The organism is Rhizobium giardinii bv. giardinii H152 (assembly GCF_000379605.1).
In the GTDB taxonomy this organism is placed as follows: domain Bacteria; phylum Pseudomonadota; class Alphaproteobacteria; order Rhizobiales; family Rhizobiaceae; genus Pararhizobium; species Pararhizobium giardinii.
In genome coordinates this window covers 36,904-53,410 of record NZ_KB902702.1, presented here as the reverse complement: position 1 = coordinate 53,410, position 16,507 = coordinate 36,904, and the positions used below count along the sequence as shown (strand labels likewise).

At 61.9% G+C, this 16,507-nt stretch carries 14 protein-coding genes; 3 read left to right on the top strand and 11 right to left on the bottom strand.

Going from position 1 to position 16,507, the window contains the following annotated elements; all coding sequences use genetic code 11:
* Positions 1–136: 136 nt before the first annotated feature.
* The 9 genes from A3AY_RS0124980 to A3AY_RS40755 form a co-directional block, all read right to left on the bottom strand.
* A complete protein-coding gene (locus A3AY_RS0124980; RefSeq protein WP_018328409.1) occupies positions 137–1,699 on the bottom strand; it encodes an alkaline phosphatase D family protein in 1,563 nt (520 codons plus the stop codon).
* A 199-nt stretch (positions 1,700–1,898) separates the two neighbouring features.
* Complete coding sequence (locus A3AY_RS0124975) at positions 1,899–3,479, bottom strand: alkaline phosphatase D family protein (RefSeq protein ID WP_018328408.1); 1,581 nt, start codon at positions 3,477–3,479, stop codon at positions 1,899–1,901.
* A 131-nt stretch (positions 3,480–3,610) separates the two neighbouring features.
* The gene (locus A3AY_RS0124970) at positions 3,611–5,671 is read right to left on the bottom strand and encodes a M3 family metallopeptidase (protein ID WP_018328407.1); all 2,061 of its coding nucleotides are present in this window, start codon (positions 5,669–5,671) and stop codon (positions 3,611–3,613) included.
* 115 nt (positions 5,672–5,786) lie between these two features.
* Entirely contained in the window at positions 5,787–6,428 is a 642-nt protein-coding gene (locus A3AY_RS0124965; RefSeq protein WP_018328406.1) for a LysE family translocator, read from the bottom strand.
* A gap of 286 nt (positions 6,429–6,714) precedes the next feature.
* On the bottom strand, positions 6,715–7,200 hold the full coding sequence (gene bfr / locus A3AY_RS0124960; RefSeq protein WP_026203801.1) for a bacterioferritin: 486 nt from the start codon (positions 7,198–7,200) through the stop codon (positions 6,715–6,717).
* Positions 7,166–7,477: a (2Fe-2S)-binding protein gene (locus A3AY_RS38240; RefSeq protein ID WP_083926040.1), complete on the bottom strand. Its 312-nt coding sequence runs from the start codon at positions 7,475–7,477 to the stop codon at positions 7,166–7,168. Before A3AY_RS38240 ends, bfr begins: the two co-directional genes overlap by 35 nt.
* 328 nt (positions 7,478–7,805) lie before the next feature.
* A complete protein-coding gene (locus A3AY_RS0124950; protein WP_018328403.1) occupies positions 7,806–11,243 on the bottom strand; it encodes an error-prone DNA polymerase in 3,438 nt (1,145 codons plus the stop codon).
* The gene (locus A3AY_RS0124945; RefSeq protein WP_018328402.1) at positions 11,240–12,658 is read right to left on the bottom strand and encodes a Y-family DNA polymerase; all 1,419 of its coding nucleotides are present in this window, start codon (positions 12,656–12,658) and stop codon (positions 11,240–11,242) included. Before A3AY_RS0124945 ends, A3AY_RS0124950 begins: the two co-directional genes overlap by 4 nt.
* 40 nt (positions 12,659–12,698) lie before the next feature.
* Positions 12,699–13,631: an ImuA family protein gene (locus tag A3AY_RS40755; protein ID WP_018328401.1), complete on the bottom strand. Its 933-nt coding sequence runs from the start codon at positions 13,629–13,631 to the stop codon at positions 12,699–12,701.
* A 169-nt stretch (positions 13,632–13,800) separates the two neighbouring features.
* On the opposite strand from A3AY_RS40755, the gene A3AY_RS0124935 reads away from it, so the two are divergent.
* Positions 13,801–14,235, top strand: a complete 435-nt coding sequence (locus tag A3AY_RS0124935; protein ID WP_018328400.1) for a metallopeptidase family protein — start codon at positions 13,801–13,803, stop codon at positions 14,233–14,235.
* Positions 14,236–14,294: 59 nt separating this feature from the next.
* Here the strand turns inward: A3AY_RS0124935 and A3AY_RS0124930 are convergent, their stop codons facing one another.
* Positions 14,295–14,501: a DUF1737 domain-containing protein gene (locus A3AY_RS0124930; RefSeq protein WP_018328399.1), complete on the bottom strand. Its 207-nt coding sequence runs from the start codon at positions 14,499–14,501 to the stop codon at positions 14,295–14,297.
* Positions 14,502–14,504: 3 nt separating this feature from the next.
* Positions 14,505–15,407, bottom strand: coding sequence for an HpcH/HpaI aldolase/citrate lyase family protein (locus A3AY_RS0124925; protein WP_018328398.1), 903 nt, complete (start codon positions 15,405–15,407; stop codon positions 14,505–14,507).
* A gap of 127 nt (positions 15,408–15,534) precedes the next feature.
* On the opposite strand from A3AY_RS0124925, the gene A3AY_RS0124920 reads away from it, so the two are divergent.
* Entirely contained in the window at positions 15,535–15,780 is a 246-nt protein-coding gene (locus A3AY_RS0124920; RefSeq protein WP_018328397.1) for a hypothetical protein, read from the top strand.
* A 116-nt stretch (positions 15,781–15,896) separates the two neighbouring features.
* Positions 15,897–16,502 (top strand): 3-isopropylmalate dehydratase small subunit, encoded by a 606-nt coding sequence (leuD, locus tag A3AY_RS0124915; protein ID WP_026203800.1) that lies wholly within the window; start codon positions 15,897–15,899, stop codon positions 16,500–16,502.
* Positions 16,503–16,507: the final 5 nt, after the last annotated feature.

Below are 16,507 nucleotides of genomic sequence, written 5' to 3'. Positions count from 1 at the left end.
CTGTGAATACTCGGAGGTTTCGGGGCGTATCTGGGAACTGCCCACATCTTCAATTGGGCGGCTCATACAGGTTTTTTTGCATTCGCGAAAGGGGGCGGCGGCAAAGTCTTGACGGACGGCAAATCTCCCATGCGGGTTACACGCTGCCTCCGGCGGGATCGAGCGTCACTTGCCACAACTCCTGATCTTCCCGGTCCATCAGGCGAACGGTCATCTGCTCCGTCTGGCCGTTGATGTCGACGAGGCCGAAGAATTGCAAGCCGGCCGACGGCGGCAGGTTCTGGTCGATGCCGGTCCCGGACGCCTTGATAAAGCGCACTTGCGGGCCAAAGGTCATGTCCAGCTCCTTCGGCCCGTAGGTGCCGGAATGCAGCGGGCCGGAGACGAACTCCCAGAACGGCAGGAAATCCTTGAAGGCGCCGCGGGCCGGATCATAGTGATGGGCTGCGGTATAGTGCACGTCGGCCGTCAGCCAGACGATGTTCTCTATCGCATTGTCGCGGATGAAGGTGAGGATATCGGCGAATTCCCGTTCACGCCCCTTCGGCTTGCCATTGTCGCCATTGGCGATCGCGTCGGAGCCGCGCTTTTCGCCATGGTCGTCCCAGACGACGAGACCGATCGGCATGTCGCAGGCGATCACCTTCCACGTGGCCCTGGAGGCGGCCAGTTCCCGTTTCAGCCAATCGGCCTGCCGCCAGCCGAAAAGATCCGCATTCGCATCGCCCTGGTTGGCGCCGCGATAGGAGCGCAGGTCGACGAAGAAGACGTCGAGCAGCCGGCCATAGGCTATCTTGCGGAAGATGCGGCCCGGCTGCGCGGCAAGGGTGCGGATCGGCGTCATCTCCTGAAAGGCCCGCATGGCGCGCGCCGCATAGACGGAGATGTCCTTTTCCCTGTAACGGGCATCGTCGCGAAGGTCGGTCGAGGCCGACCAGTTGTTCAGCACTTCGTGGTCGTCCCATTGATAGAACGTCGGACACACCGCGTTCATCGCCCGTACGTGCTCGTCGAGCAGATTGTATTTCCACTGGCCGCGATATTCGTCGAGCGAGCGGGCGACGTCGGTCTTCTCTGCCGTGACGATGCGGTTCTTCCAGACCGTTCCATCGCGCAACGGGATTTCGTCGGGGATCGGATTGTCCGCATAGACCGTGTCGCCGGAATGGATGAAGAAATCCGGCTCGTGCAGTCGCATGGTCGAATAGGTCTTCATGCCGACATCGTCGATGCCCCAGCCCTGTCCGGCCGTATCGCCGGACCAGGCGAAGCGGACGGAGCGGCGATCGAGCGGCGCGGTGCGGAAACGGCCGACGATCGGCTCGGAAACGCTGTTGGCGTCGTAGAGGTCGGTTGCGGTGAAGCGGTAGAAGATATCCTGATCGGGCAAAAGGTTGTCGAGCAGGCACTTTGCCGCGAAATCGCTGTTCGGCAGGGCGTCGATCGACGGCAGTCGCAAGGGCGCCGAAAAGCTCTCGGTCGTCGAATATTCGACGGCGATGCGCGACGGGCGGTCGACCCGTGCCCAGATCATGCCGGACTTGGTGTCGACGTCGCCCGACTGGACCCCGTGGGTGAAGACCGGGCGGCTCGATGTGCCTCGGGCGTAATAGGGCATTGCAAGGCTGGCGACGGCAAATCCGCCAACCGCTCCCATGGAGGAAAGGAAACGGCGACGGGTCGTCTCGATCGGTGTCATGCGGAGCTCTTCAGCTGGACGTCGGGGCGAGGAGCGAATCTCCTGATGCCAGCCTAGCGGTTCCGTCATGTCAGTCTCTTGAACGCCGAATGACGGTTTTCCGAAACTTCGGCGACAGTTTTGTTACACGCTCCCGAAGAAGTCGTTCGCACCCGGTGGACGGTGAGACCGGAAAATCCAGCCTCACCGCCTCTGGGTGTCAGGCCGCGCGGGCTGGATCGAGCGTGATCTTCCAGAGCTCCTGGTCGTCGCGGTTCATCAGCCGTACGGTAAGCTGCTCGGTTGCACCGTCGATGTCGACAAGGCCGAAGAACTGCAGGCCGGCCGATGGCGGGAGGTTCTGTCCCTGCTCCTTGGTCGGCGCGCTGACGAACTTGACTTCCGGGCCGAAGGTCATGTCCATGTCGTTCGGGCCGTAGCTGCCTGCATGCAGCGGGCCGGAGACGAATTCCCAGAACGGTGCGAAATCCTGGAATTGCGCCTTGTCCGGGTTGTAATAATGGGCGGCCGTATAGTGCACGTCGGCGGTCAGCCAGACCGTGTTGGTGATCCCGGCATTCTTGATGTAGCGCAGCAGATCGGCGATCTCGAGTTCGCGGCCGCTGGCCTTGCCGTTGTCGCCGTTGGCGACGGCTTCCGCCCCCTTCAACTCCTTGAAGTTGTCCCAGACCATCACACCGAGCGGCATGTCGCAGGCCAGCACCTTCCAGGTGGCGCGCGAGTTGGCGAGTTCGCGCTTGAGCCACGCGACTTGCTCCGCGCCGATGATCCGCGACCTGTCGTCGATCACGGTTTCCTTGCTCTCGCCGTTCGGGCCGCGATAGGACCGCAGGTCGATGAAGAAGACATCGAGCATCGGTCCATAGGCGATTTTGCGGTAGACGCGACCCGGCTCGGCCGGCGTGTAGCGGATCGGCGTCATCTCGTGGAAGGCGCGGGCCGCGCGGGCCGACAGCAGGAAGACCGACTTTTCCGTATAGCGGTCGTCGTTCATCAGGTTCTTGGAGGACGACCAGTTGTTGACGACTTCGTGGTCGTCCCACTGGAAGAAGGTCGGACAGACGGCCGACAGAGCACGGACGTGTTCGTCCATCATGTTGTATTTCCACTGGCCGCGATATTCGGCGAGCGTTTCTGCAACCTTGCGCTTCTCGTCGATAACGACCTTGTTGATCCACTTGGCGCCGTCAGAAAGGTCGACACTGTCCTTGAGCGGGCCGTCGGCATAGATCGTGTCGCCGGAATGGATGAAGAAGTCGGGTTGATGCCTGGCCATCGTGCCGTAGGTATACATGCCCTTCTCATCGATACCGAAGCCTTGGCCCGCCGTGTCGCCGGACCAGGCAAAGCGGACGCTGCGACGCGAGGACGGTCCGGTGCGGAAACGACCGACGATCGGCTCGGAGACCACATTGATGTCCTGCAGGTCGGCTGCGACGAAGCGGTAGAACATGTCCTGGTCCGACGGCAGGTTTTCGATCAGCCGCTTCATGGTGAAATCGCTTTCCGGCAGGGCGTCCATCGGAGCCAGCCTGACGGCGCCCTTGAAGCTCTCGACCGTCGAGATTTCCATCTGGATGCGGGACGGACGGTCGACGCGCGTCCAGATCATGCCGGAAGACGCGTCGACATCCCCGGACTGAACGCCGTGGGTGAATTGCGGCGCATTGGCTGCGCGGGCGTAGGAAGGCATCGCAAGGCCGGAAGCGGCGACGAGGCCGGTTGCGCCGACGCCCTGCAGCAGGGTCCGGCGGGTGACGGATTTCAGTGTGTTCGGCATGAATCTCTCCTGTTCCAGGCCCGGGCACTTTCTACCCGGGCGCAGAAATAAGCAGGGATTCATGTCAGCGCGCTGAAGGAGCCGTGACAGATCGATTTCCGTTTTATGACGGGGTTGTCTGCACCTGCCTTTCAGGCAGCCAGCCCCTTCTTCCGCAACATCGCCTCCGGACTCGGCAGCTTGCCGCGGAAGGCCCTGTAGGCATCTTCCGGGTCGATCGCCCCACCGACGGAATAGATGTTGTCCTTCAGCTTCCCGGCCATCTCGGCATCGAAGGCATCACCCGTTTCCTCGAAGGCGGCGAAGGCGTCGGCATCGAGCACTTCCGACCACATGTAGGAATAGTAGCCGGCCGAGTAGCCGTCGCCGGAAAAGACATGCTGGAAGTGCGGCGTCGCATGGCGCAGGACGATCGAGGCCGGCATGCCGATCTTTTCCAGCACCTCGGCCTGCACCGCCATCGGGTCCTCGACGGCGGCGCGGGTGTGGAATGCCATGTCCACCAGCGCCGACGATGTGAATTCAACGGTGTTGAAACCGGCATTGAAGGTGCGTGCCGAGAGAACCTTGTCGAGCAAATCCTGCGGCATCGGCTCGCCGGTTGCCTCGTGCACGGCATATGTCTTGAGGATCGCCGGAACCGTCAGCCAATGTTCATAGAGCTGCGAGGGAAGCTCGACGAAGTCGCGCGAAACGCTGGTGCCGGACACGGAGGGATAGGTGACGTTGGATAGCATGCCGTGCAGCGCATGACCGAATTCGTGAAACAGCGTGCGGGCATCGTCGAGCGACAGCAGCGCTGGCTTGCCGTCGGCCGGCTTGGCGAAATTGCAGACATTGTAGATGATCGGCAGTTCGCCCTTGGCACCGTTCTTCAAAGTTAGCCGGTGCTGCGACTGGAAGGAACTCATCCAGGCACCGGAGCGCTTCGAGGCGCGGGCGAAATAGTCGCCGAGGAACAACGCGACGAGCTTGCCGTCCGTGTCGCGGATATCGAAGACGCGGACATCCGGGTGATATCCCTTGACGCCCTTCTTCTCCGTTGCCGTGATGCCGAACAGCCGCCGCGCGACGTCGAAGCAGGCGTCGATGATCTTTTCGAGCTGGAGATAGGGCTTGAGTTCGCTTTCGGAGAAATTGAATTTCTGCGCCCGCAGCTTTTCGGCATAATGGCGCCAGTCCCACGGCATGACCGGATGGTTGCGGCCTTCAGCGGCGATCAGTTCGGCAAGATCGGCCTCTTCCTCCCGGGCCCGAACCACTGCCTTTTCCCAGACCTGGGTCAGCAGCCCGTTCACGGCTTCCGGCGTCTTGGCCATCGTGTTGTCGAGCTTCAGCGCGGCATAGTTTTGGTAGCCGAGCAGCGTTGCCTTCTCCGCGCGCAAGGCCAGCGTTTCGCGGATGATGGCGCGGTTGTCGGTCTCGCCGCCATTGGCGCCTCGGGCGACCCAGGCCTTGAAGGCCTGTTCGCGCAGATCGCGCCTTTCCGAGAAGGTCAGAAACGGCTCGATGATCGAGCGCGATAGCGTAACGGCATATTTGCCCTCCGCGCCGCGGTCGCGCGCGGCCGCCGCCATGGAGTCCTTGAGAAACTGCGGCACTAGCGCGAGGTCCTCATTGTCGAGCAGAAGCGCCCAGCTTTTTTCGTCGGCAAGCACGTTCTGGCCGAATTTCGCGCCGAGGCTCGCGAGCGTCTCGTTGATTGCTGCCAACCGCTCCTGCTCCGCCTTCGGCAGTTTCGCGCCGGACTTGACGAAACCCTTCCAGTGCCGCTCGAGAACGCGCGTCGCTTCCAGATCGAGCCCGAGCGTCTCACGCCCTTCCCACAGCGCGTCGATGCGGGCAAAAAGCGCTGCGTTCATGCCGATCTTCGAATAATGCCGTGACATTTTCGGCGCAATATCACGCTCCAGCGCCTGGATCGCATCGTTGGTGTGGGCGCCGGCGCGGTTCCAGAACAGCGCCGAAACGCGCGACAACCGGTCGCCCGCGATCTCCAGCGCAATGATGGTGTTTGCGAATGTCGGCGCCTCGGAGTTGGCGGCAATGGCGTCGATTTCCGCCTCATGTTCGGCCAGCGCCGCGTCGAACGCCGGCGCAAAATCACCGTCGCTGACCGCTTCGAAGCGTGGCAGGCCATCCGGGCCATTCCAGTCGGTGACGGCAGGGTTCAGCGCGGGGCTCGAAGTCATGGGGCAGTCCTTTCAAATTCTAATTTTCCCGCCGAGGCAGGCGGGTGCTGCGCATCTTGTCGGCAGCGATTGTGGAGATATCAAGATTGTCAGGCGGGCGTGTGGAGGCTCCGGATCACGGCTTCCTCAGCCCGAGAAGGCCGGGTGCCGCATGCCAGACGGCCTGGACCGCAAAGCCGATGAACAGCAGGCCCGAAAGGCGGACGATCGCCAGTTCATGTTTGCGATAGAAGCGCCGCACGACGGATGCACCGATGATGCCGATCAGGATGACGTCGGCAACGAGAAACCCGAGGAACGATACCGCGAGCAGCGCGGGCAGGGCATGAAAATCGAGCGCATTGGCGGAGCCTGCAAGCAGCGCCGTGAAAGTCGCCAAAGCCACCGGGTAACCCTTGGGATTGGTCAGGCCGAAGATGAGGCCGCGGCGGTAAGGCCGCTCGACGCTGACCAAGGGCCGGTTTTCGCCGCGCGGCTTTGCCCGCAGCGCCGTCCAGCCGATCCAGGCGAGATAGACGCCGCAGAGCAGGCCGAGAATGTCGAAGATCGTGCTGCCGATGGTCCTGGCGCCGACGATCGCGACAAGTGCCAGCGCCGACCACAGAAGATCGCCCGCCAGATGGCCGCCCATAAAGAGCGCGCCCGCCTTGCGGCCCTGACCGGCGCCGATGCCGAGGAGGGCGAGAAAGGCCGGGCCGGGAATGAGCACGTAGGACAGCGCCGCCAGAAAGGCGCCGAAAAGCAGGGCCTGCGTCATGGAATCTCCTTGCGCGTGAAGAGCCATTCGACCTTGCGTTGCTGATTCCGTCAAGATGCGGGCAGGGGGTGCGCTTTCGATCGGCACGTCAGCTGCAATGATCGTGCATTCATTCTCGCCTACGAGGATTCAACGAGTTCACCGCGCGGTTACCCAATGTGGACATGGCCAAGGCGTAGCACTACCACGGGCGGCAAAGACCAGAAACCGGCTGTCGAAGCCGAACCTCAGGCACTGAAAAACCCGCTTCGGAAAGCCGAAGCGGGTCGCTTTGCGAGACGGAGCCTTACTCGGCTTCGTTGGCCGGCGCGGCGTTGAGCTGGCCGTATTTCTCGGCACCGATCTTGTTGAAGAGATCGATCTGGGTTTCGAGGAAGTCGATATGGCTTTCTTCGTCGGCCAGCAGTTCTTCGAACAGCTTCATCGAAACATAGTCGCCAGCCGCATGACAGATATCGCGGGACTGCTTGTAGGCCGTGCGGGCGTCATACTCGCCGGCAAGATCGGCTTCCAGCACTTCCTTGACGTTCTGGCCGATGCGCAGCGGCGCGACCGTCTGCAGGTTCGGATGGCCCTCGAGGAAGATGATGCGGGCGATCAGCTTGTCCGCATGGTGCATTTCCTCGATCGATTCGGCCCGCTCCTTCTTGGCGAGAAGCGTATAGCCCCAGTCCTCGAGAAGGCGATAATGAACCCAGTACTGGTTGACCGCACCGAGTTCGAGGAAAAGGGCTTCGTTAAGCCGCTCGATGACTTTTATGTCGCCTTTCAAGATCCGCTCTCCTGTTTTCTTCATGGAATTGTTTGAGGCGGGTCATGAAATCAAATATCCGGTCATCCGTCGAGGGGCGGCTGGCGTGATATTGCTCGGTTGTGCGAACAATGATGTCGACCACATTGGGGAAGCAGCCGCAGCAACGGCCGCGCTTTTGCATCGCGTGGTAAACCTTCGCAGGCACGATCAGTTGCCAACAGTCCTCGTCGAGGAGCTCGATGATCGTGTCCTCGATGTCCTTGTCGGTGATGAAATTGCAGCTACAAACCAGCATCCTGCCTGCCCGTGATACGCAACGCCCTGAATTTCTTCATAAAGCAAAAGCGGATATTTACTGTCAACAAAAATGTCCGGGCCGCCTTTTGGCAGCCAAATCTTAGAGTCATTCTAAACTTGATTAAAAATATCGAATTTTCATTGACTTAATCTTGCCGGAGCGACGCAGAGCCGCCTCTTCCGATCCTCTTCAAAATTTCTTGAGCGGCAAGAATGCCGTACAAATTTTATTACAGACGCCTTTTGAGCCGTCCGACGCGCGCCACGATGGTGAAATGGGCGCGGTTATGCAGGCCGCTTCCAGCCGCTGCCCGCCTTGGGCGGCATCAATGAAAATTCCTCCCCTTCGGCATGACGCTGGCGGTCTCGGCGACCTCGGTGCGAGCCGCTTTTCCGCCCTTCCCGAAATGCGCCGCTACAGTCACCCGTTTCTTCTGTCGATGGTCGGCGGTCGGCCGCAGGGCTTCGTCCGACCGGTCCGACACGCCAAAACGACGGGCCTCGCGTTGCAGCAGGCCAAGCATCGGCGTCAGGTCCTCGATCTGATCGACCACAACGTGGATCACCCCGCTTTCGCTCTGGAGCCTGCCCGTGATCTTCACCAGCCGGGCGCCCATGACGACGGAGCGGAACCGGTCGAATGTCTTGTTCCAGACGATGGCGTTGGCAACACCCGTCTCGTCTTCCAGTGTCATGAAGATCACCCCCTTGGCGGAGCCGGGTCGCTGGCGCACCAGCACGAGCCCGGCAATGGTGACGCGCCGCCCATTGGGCACCGCCAGCAGATCCCTGTTCCTGATAATGTTGTTTTTTTCGAAGTCGCTTCGCAGGAATGAAACGGGATGTGCCTTCAGGGACAGGGAGAGATAGCGGTAATCCTCGATCACCTGCTCGCCCGGCAGCATTTCCGGCAGAGAGGTCTCCGGCTCGACCTGAAGATCGGCGTGATCCGCGCGGTCGAACAGCGGCAGTTTCTCCGCGGCATTCTTCGAATCGAGCGCCCGCACGGCCCAGAGCGCCTCGCGTCGCGACAGCCCGATCGACCGGAAGGCATCGGCATCCGCCAGCCGCTCGATGTCGGATTTCTGCAACCCCGACCGCAGCCACAGATCGCGCACGGAGGCATAACCCTGGCCGCGCTGTTCGACGAGCGTGACCATGTCGGCCTCGGAAAGACCCTTGACCTGCCGGAAGCCGAGACGCACCGCCCTCTTCGTCCTGATGATATCCCGCATGGACACATGGCGTCGGTCGATCGCCTCCCTGTCGAAGTCGGCATCCTCGAGAAGGCAATCCCATTTGGAATGATTGATATCGACGGGGCGCATCTCGACGCCATGCTCGCGCGCATCGCGCACCAGCTGCGCCGGCGCATAAAATCCCATCGGCTGCGAATTCAAAAGCGCCGCACAGAAGACATCGGGATAATAGACCTTGACCCAGCAGGAGGCGTAGACAAGCAGGGCAAAGGAAGCCGCGTGGCTTTCCGGAAAGCCGTATTCGCCAAAGCCTTCGATCTGGCTGAAGCAGCGTTCGGCAAAGTCGCGCGGGTAACCGTTCCCGACCATGCCGTCGATCATGTCCTTCTTGAAGGAATTGACCTGTCCCGACCGCTTGAATGTCGCCATCGAGCGCCGCAGCCTGTCGGCTTTTGCGGGAGGAAAGCCTGCCGCGGTAATGGCGATCTGCATTGCCTGCTCCTGAAAGAGCGGAACGCCCAGCGTTCTTTCCAGAACCGCCTTGAGCTCCGGCTTCTGATAGTCGATGGGCCTGTTGTTGCGCTGATCCTCCCGGCGCTTGAGATAGGGATGGACCATGTTTCCCTGGATGGGACCCGGCCGGACGATCGCCACCTCCACGACAAGATCGTAGAATCTTTCCGGCCTCAGCCGCGGCAGCATGCTCATTTGCGCGCGGCTTTCGATCTGGAAGACGCCGACCGTGTCCGCCCGGCAGATCATTGCATAGATCGCCTCGTCCGCCATGTCGCCGAAGCCGCCAAGCGTGATCTGACGACCGTAATGCGTGTCCAGGAGGCCGAACGCCTTTTTCAGGCAGGTGAGCATTCCAAGAGCGAGAATGTCGATCTTCAGGATGCCGATCGTATCCAGATCATCCTTGTCCCATTCGACCATGTAGCGATTGGGCATGGCCGTCGGCATGATCGGCATGACCTCGTCCAGCCGGTCGCGCGTGATGACGAAACCGCCGACATGCTGGGTCAGGTGCCGCGGAAAACCCATCAGTTCGGTCGCATATTTGAGGACATCCCTCGTCGTCGGATCGGAAAGATCGAGCCCGGCCGCTCTCGCCTCCCGTTCCGTCAGATCCGCCGCCGACCAGCCCCAGACCGTGCTGGCAAGGGCCGATTGCACATCTTCCGACAGGCCGAAGGCCTTGGCCACTTCGCGGCCGGCCGATCGGGCACGGTAGCTCGTCACCGCCGCCGTCAGGCCGGCATGTTCGATGCCGTATTTCTCATAGATGTGCTGGATCACCTCTTCGCGGCGTTCATGCTCGAAATCGACATCGATATCCGGCGGCTCGTTGCGCTCCGTCGAAATGAACCGCTCGAACAGAAGCGTCGTCAAGGTGGGATCGACTTCCGTGATGCCGAGGCAGAAACAGATGACGGAATTGGCGGCGGACCCGCGCCCCTGGCAGAGGATTTTCAGCGTATAGCGGGCGTGATGGACGATGTTGCGCACCGTCAGGAAATAATGCTCGTATTTCATCTTCGCGATGAGATCGAGTTCGTAGATGATTTGCTTCGACACCTTGTCAGGAATGCCTTTTCGGTATCGGTCGCGCGCCCCTTCCCAGGTCAGGCGCGCCAGCGTCTGCGATGGCGTCTCGCCTTCGACGCCTTCGTCCGGATAATTGTGGCTGAGCTCGTCCAGCGAGAAGGACAGGCGCCTGAAGAACGTTTCAGTATTGGCGACCGCCATTGGATAATCGCAAAACAGGCGCGTCATCTCGCGTCCATCCTTGAGATAGCGTTCCGCATTGGGGGCCAGCCGGAAGCCGGCTTCCGATATCGTCACATGCTCGCGGATGGCGGTGACGATATCGGACAGGGGACGGCGGGCGGGGTGGTGGTAGAGCGGCTGGTTGCTCGCCATCAGCGGAATGCGGTTGCGGGCGGCCAGTACGGAAAAATTTGCGAACACCTCGGCATCCCGGCCACCATAGGACGGGGAAAGCAGCAGATGGAGTTTGTCGCGAAAGCGTTTCCTCAGGCGCGCAAGGCAGTCTTCCAGCTTTTCCTGCTCGCCGGAATCACCAAGCAAAGCGGGATTGGCAACGAGGGCGAGCATCATCTCGTCTCCCCATTCGGCAAGGTCCGCCTCGGTGAGGATGCACGAACCCTTCTGGGTTCTGAGATTTCCGGCGCTCAGCAGGCGGCAGAGATGAGCCCAGCCCTTCCTGTTTTGCGGGAAGGCAAGGATATCCGGCGTGCCATCGGAAAAGACCAGCCTTGCGCCCGGCTGGAAGGGAACCGGCTTCACGGGTTTCTCTTCCGCCTGCCCCTTTTCGCGGCGCTCCCGGTTTTCCGCGACAGTCCTTTCATAGTTTTCCTCCAGCGCCCGGATCTGCGCATGAGCCCGGACAACGCCGGCGACCGAATTCCGGTCGGCGATCCCGAGACCCGCGAGTTTCAGCAACGCGGCCTGGATTACCATTTCCTCCGGCTTGGACGCCCCTTCGAGAAAGGAGAAATTCGTCCGGGCGCCGATCTCGAAAAAACGCGGGACGGGGTTCATGCGAAAATCCCATGCATGAACCAGCGCGGCGGTGGCAGCTGGCCGTAAAGGCCTTCGCGATAGATCCAGAAACGATGGCCGGTGTCGTCCTCGATGCGGAAATAATCCCGTGCGCCAGCGTCAGGGCCATCGATCCACCATTCCATGGCAAGCCGCTCCGGTCCCTCGCTGCGCGAGACGCGGTGCAGCATGCGCCGCCAGCGGAAGCTTTCCGGCGGGCCCTCCGGCACTTCCGCCAAGGAAACCTCCACCGCTTCCGGCCTCGGGAACAGCCTGAGCGGCCGCTCGCCGCGGGACCAGGAGACACCGCTGTTCTCCGGCCCCTTGCCGGAAGACAGCGTGCGGATGGCAGGAGCAGCGATCACCGCCCGTTCCGGCACATGGCTTTCACACAGGTGAAAACTCTGCAGACAATCTTCGCCGAGGCGGGCCGAGACGCGGTCGACGAAGCCTGCGAGGGAAACATTCTTTTGCCGGTCGCCAGCGAAATCCTCCTGCGCGGCATCGAAGGCTTCATGGCGCGTGACGTTCAGCCGCAGGATCTCGAAACCATAACCGGCATCGAGATCGTCATGAACCGCCTGAAGACGTTCGGAAAAGAGCGCGGCGATGCGCCTGGGATCGCGCAGCGGCTGCGAGGCGCCGGCCGCGACCCGAAAGACCCGGCCATCGACCCGGAACAGCACGAGCTCGAAAGCCCGTCCACCCGCGCCACGCTCCTCCAGGCTGGTTTTCAGCGACAGGGCGATCTGCCCGGTCAGATGCAGGATGTCTTCTTCCGCCTGAACGGGCTCGGCCAAGCGGCGTTCGGCGGAAAGGCTGGCAACGGGCCGGCGCGGCGAGACCGGCTCCTCGTCAAGGCCAAGCGCCTGATCGAGCCGCAACAGCAGATGCGCTCCGAAGCGGCGCGCCAGCGGCGCACGCGGCGCATGGATAAGATCGCCGACCTGTTTCAAGCCGAGCTTCTGCAACGCGGCGACGGTCTCCTCCTCCAGTCGCAGCGCGGCAACCGGCAGGGGTGAAAGTACAAGCTCCATCTCTTCGTCGGCAATGACGTCGCCATTGCCGAAGCGGGCGATCCCCCAGGAAAGACCGGGCGCGGACGAGATGGCGCCGCGCGCATCGATCCCCATCTGGAAGAGCCGCGACAGGACATCCTGGAGCAGCGCCTTCTCGCCGCCGAAAAGATGGGTGCAGCCGGTGATATCGAGAAACAGCCCGTCACGGCCATCAAGGGCCACCAGGGGCGTATAGCGGTCGCACCAGTCGGCGATACCGTCGAGCAGGCGGCGATCGGCCGCCGGATCCTCCTCGACGACATCAAGCTTCGGACAGATGGCCCGCGCTTCCGCCACAGCCTGATTTTTCCTAAGGCCGATCGCTTCGGCGGCCTCGTCGAGGGCCGTCAGCCGCATGGCATTGTTGAGCCGGCCGGAGCAGACGAGGGGTTGGGCCTCAGGACGCCTGGTCGAACGCCATGACGGACCCCATTTCCTGCGGGCGATCCGGTCGGTTGAGAGATGCGGAAAGGCGAGAGCCAGGATGCGCTGTGCGCTTGAGCGGAGGCCGAGCATATTCCGGCTCGCGGGCGGGGAAAAACTGACGGTCATGGGGATTCCACTCCAGAATGAGGGAGAGAGGCGCCGGATTTCGGCTCTTCTCCAGGGTGAGACGGAAAACCGGATGGCCGATGCTGCCGTCAAGCATCGACCGGTCCGGCAAAAGCCGGATGGCCGCAGGCGCGGGTTCCACGAGAAACCGGAAGGCAGTACTGCTTGCCTCCTCTTCTCCGGATTGCCGCAACAGGAGGAGCGGTCGCCCAGCCGCCCTTGCCCTGAGACTGAGCCTCCGGCTTTCGGTCAGGCCGAAATGCGCGGGATTGCCCTTGACCTCCAACAGGGTGACGGCGAAGGCGCCGCTTTCGACCGCCGTTTCGGCAAGCCAGAGGGCCTCGTCCAGCTTGCGCGGTGCCGCATGAAGGAAACGCTGCGGATCGAGGCCGAAATCCTTGAGCCCCAACGCATAAGGCACGCCCGTCTCCATCGACGTGACCCTGTCGGCGATCCAGAGGATCGGCGTGGCATCGGCCGTCGCCTGTTTTTGCATGAGGGCGGAAAGCGCCAGGGCAAAACCGGCCGAGGCCGTCGCATCGCGCAGACAAGACGAGCGGATTTCCGACAATCCGTCGAGCGGCACGCCACCCTCCAACGCCTCATCCAGCATCGTCACGCCCAGCGGCAGGCGAGGCTTTTCCCTGTCCCTGCCGCCCCGTTCGGCCAAGGCCTCCTGTCTCGCCGCCGCCATGGCGGGGACCGGTTTGCCTTCCAGCCTTGCTATCTCTTCACGGAGCGCAAAAAGCTGCTCACGCGCCATGGGCGCCTGCACCATGACGTTACTCCAATCCAGATTGTTCCTGTTATGTTCTTATTGATTCCAGAGCTTCGGAGAAGAGTCAACGGTATTTTATAAGAATTTATTCCTTGACAGGACGCATCAAAATTCAACCCTCGAAAAACGCTGATGAAATGGCTATATCAAGGGGCAGCAAGGAGTGCCCATGGCCCGCATAGACCAAACCGATGATTGGCGTGAACGTCATGCGCCGACAATCAGCACATTCGAATCCCTGGCACTGGAGGCCTACAGCCATCTGCCGGAGGAATTCCGGGCGCTTGCCACCAACCTCACCATCGAGATCGACGACTTTCCGACCGAGGACGTCTTCGAGGACATGGCGCTGGAGACGCCCTTCGACCTCCTGGGCCTGTTCGAAGGACGCGGCATCGGCGAGCGCTTCAGCATGGAGACCGGCCAGGTGCCGAACCGGATCATCCTCTACCGCCGGCCGATCCTCGATTACTGGGCGGAAAACGAGGAGACGCTGGGCGACATCGTCACCCATGTGCTGATCCACGAGATCGGCCATCATTTCGGCCTGTCCGACGACGACATGGAGCGGATCGAGGCAAGCGTCGAGCATGTGGGCGGTTAAACCGCCCGAAGGACCCATGAAAAGCGCCGCGTATCACATGATGCGCGGCGCTTTTCATTTCACTGCTCGGAGAGTTTCATGTCGGGGTGATAGTCCTTGCCCTCGACCTCCTTGACGATCGCCTGTCCGGTCATCGGCTGGCCCGTCTGGCTGTTGAAGGAAAGCGCCGGCGAGCCATGCAGCGACCAGCCCTTGTTGAGGGCGTCGGTGACGCGGTGGCAGAATGCGGCATCGTCCGTGCCGGTAAGAAAGCGGTAGAGTTTCATGCTTCACGTCCTTTTACGCTGAATGGCCTCTGCCTTTGCGGCGAGGCGCAGGGCCTGCTCGAGATGCAGGCGTTCGACCATCAGGCCATTGAGATTGATGACGCCCTTGTCGCGGTTTTCCGGGAGCGCGAAGGCATCAATGATGGCTCTGGCCTCGGTGACGGCGGCGGCATCGACCCCGAAATGGTCGTTTGCGGGGCCGATCTGGGCCGGGTGGATCAGCATCTTGCCGTCGAAACCCATGTCGCGGCCCTCGGCGCATTCCGCAGCGAACCCGGCCGTATCGCTGATATTGTTGAAGACGGCGTCGATGACATCGAGACCGCAGCTGCGGCCGGCGAGCAGGATCTGCATCAGCCACGGCACGAGATAGGTGCGGCCCGGCAAGGCGGCCACACCGGTTTCCTTGCGCAGATCGTTGAGGCCCGGCACCAGGCAATCGAGCCTGCCGCCGCGCGTGCGGCCGGTCTCGGCGATGGCAGCGGCATTGAGCACCCCGTGCGGGGTCTCGATCATCGCCCAGAGGCGCACGGCATCCGGCGCGTCGTTTTCCGACAGCACGTCCGCGACCGCCAGGATATCCTGCGGGCTTTCCACCTTGGGCAGCAGGATGGCATCGGGCGCAAGCGGAAGCACCGCAGCCAGATCCTTTTCGCCGAAGGGGGTTTTCAGGCCGTTGATGCGGACGATCACTTCGATATCGCTGCGCCGTTTGCGGGCAAGATGATCGGCAAGCGTCCGGCGGGCGGCGGCCTTGTTGTCGACGGAAACGGCATCCTCGAGATCGTAGATCACCGCGTCGCAGGCAAGCGTGGAGACCTTGGTTAGCGCGCGGCCATTGTCGGCAGGCACGCAGAGCACCGAGCGGCGCAGGCGGGCGGGATGGCGGGCGGCAACTGAATTCATGCGGCTTTTGTGCCCGTCTTTCGCCGTTTTCGCAAGGCAGACCTGTCAGCAGGCAGGGCAATACCAAAGAAGGTCTTGCAAGGCGGGGCCGGCGGGCCCACATTTCAGCTAACGAAAGGTGACGATCATGCAAAGCATTCGCTCTCTCCTCCTCACGGCCGCCGGCATCGCGTTCACGCTGATGGCGCTGGTGTTCACGGCTTCGCTCGGCCTGGCGCTCGCCGGCATCGCGACCGTGCTTCTTATCGGCAGCGCCATTTCCGCGCGGCTTTCGCCGAAGCCGGTGCGCGCAACCGCCAACCGCGCACCTCGCCAGCCGCAGCGCGAACCGCGCATCTGGAACGACGGACGCGGCACGATCATCGATCTCTGAGGACTGGACGCCGGCTTCCGCCGCCCCTGCGTCAGATTTTCCTTCATTTCGGCGTAAAATTGCTCTAAACGCTGGGCGGAAATTTTTCCGTCCCGTTGAAATCGAAGGCCATTGCCATGGACAAGTTCGTCAAGCTCACCGGCGTTGCCGCGCCCCTTCCCGTCGTCAATATCGACACGGACATGATCATTCCGAAGGATTACCTGAAGACGATCAAGCGCACCGGCCTTGGCACCGGACTGTTCGCCGAAGCCCGCTACAACGAGGACGGCTCGGTCAATCCGGATTTCGTGCTCAACAAGCCCGCCTACCAGAACGCCAAGATCCTGGTTGCCGGCGACAATTTCGGCTGCGGCTCGTCGCGCGAACATGCGCCCTGGGCCCTGCTCGACTTCGGTATCCGCTGCGTCATCTCGACCTCGTTCGCCGACATCTTCTACAACAACTGTTTCAAGAACGGCATCCTGCCGGTCGTGGTCTCTCCGGAAGACCTGGAAAAGCTGATGGATGACGCCAGCCGCGGCTCCAACGCCATCCTGACGGTCGACCTGGAAGCCCAGGAAATCACCGGTCCGGACGGCGGCAAGATCACCTTTGAGCTCGACGAATTCAAGCGTCACTGCATGCTGAACGGCCTCGACGATATCGGCCTGACGCTGGAGAAGGCCTCCGCCATCGATACATTCGAGAAGGCCAATGCCGCTTCGCATCCCTGGGCCTGAGACCC

Excerpts from the sequence above, each read along its gene's own strand:
- A3AY_RS38240 (WP_083926040.1), bottom strand. The coding sequence starts at position 7,477 with ATGCTGGTTTGTAGCTGCAATTTCATCACCGACAAGGACATCGAGGAC.
- A3AY_RS0124925 (WP_018328398.1), bottom strand. The coding sequence starts at position 15,407 with ATGAATTCAGTTGCCGCCCGCCATCCCGCCCGCCTGCGCCGCTCGGTG.
- A3AY_RS0124945 (WP_018328402.1), bottom strand. The coding sequence starts at position 12,658 with ATGCGGCTGACGGCCCTCGACGAGGCCGCCGAAGCGATCGGCCTTAGG.
- A3AY_RS0124950 (WP_018328403.1), bottom strand. The coding sequence starts at position 11,243 with ATGAACCCCGTCCCGCGTTTTTTCGAGATCGGCGCCCGGACGAATTTC.
- A3AY_RS0124975 (WP_018328408.1), bottom strand. The coding sequence starts at position 3,479 with ATGCCGAACACACTGAAATCCGTCACCCGCCGGACCCTGCTGCAGGGC.
- A3AY_RS0124970 (WP_018328407.1), bottom strand. The coding sequence starts at position 5,671 with ATGACTTCGAGCCCCGCGCTGAACCCTGCCGTCACCGACTGGAATGGC.
- A3AY_RS0124920 (WP_018328397.1), top strand. The coding sequence starts at position 15,535 with ATGCAAAGCATTCGCTCTCTCCTCCTCACGGCCGCCGGCATCGCGTTC.
- A3AY_RS40755 (WP_018328401.1), bottom strand. The coding sequence starts at position 13,631 with ATGGTGCAGGCGCCCATGGCGCGTGAGCAGCTTTTTGCGCTCCGTGAA.
- A3AY_RS0124935 (WP_018328400.1), top strand. The coding sequence starts at position 13,801 with ATGGCCCGCATAGACCAAACCGATGATTGGCGTGAACGTCATGCGCCG.
- A3AY_RS0124930 (WP_018328399.1), bottom strand. The coding sequence starts at position 14,501 with ATGAAACTCTACCGCTTTCTTACCGGCACGGACGATGCCGCATTCTGC.
- leuD (WP_026203800.1), top strand. The coding sequence starts at position 15,897 with ATGGACAAGTTCGTCAAGCTCACCGGCGTTGCCGCGCCCCTTCCCGTC.
- A3AY_RS0124980 (WP_018328409.1), bottom strand. The coding sequence starts at position 1,699 with ATGACACCGATCGAGACGACCCGTCGCCGTTTCCTTTCCTCCATGGGA.
- A3AY_RS0124965 (WP_018328406.1), bottom strand. The coding sequence starts at position 6,428 with ATGACGCAGGCCCTGCTTTTCGGCGCCTTTCTGGCGGCGCTGTCCTAC.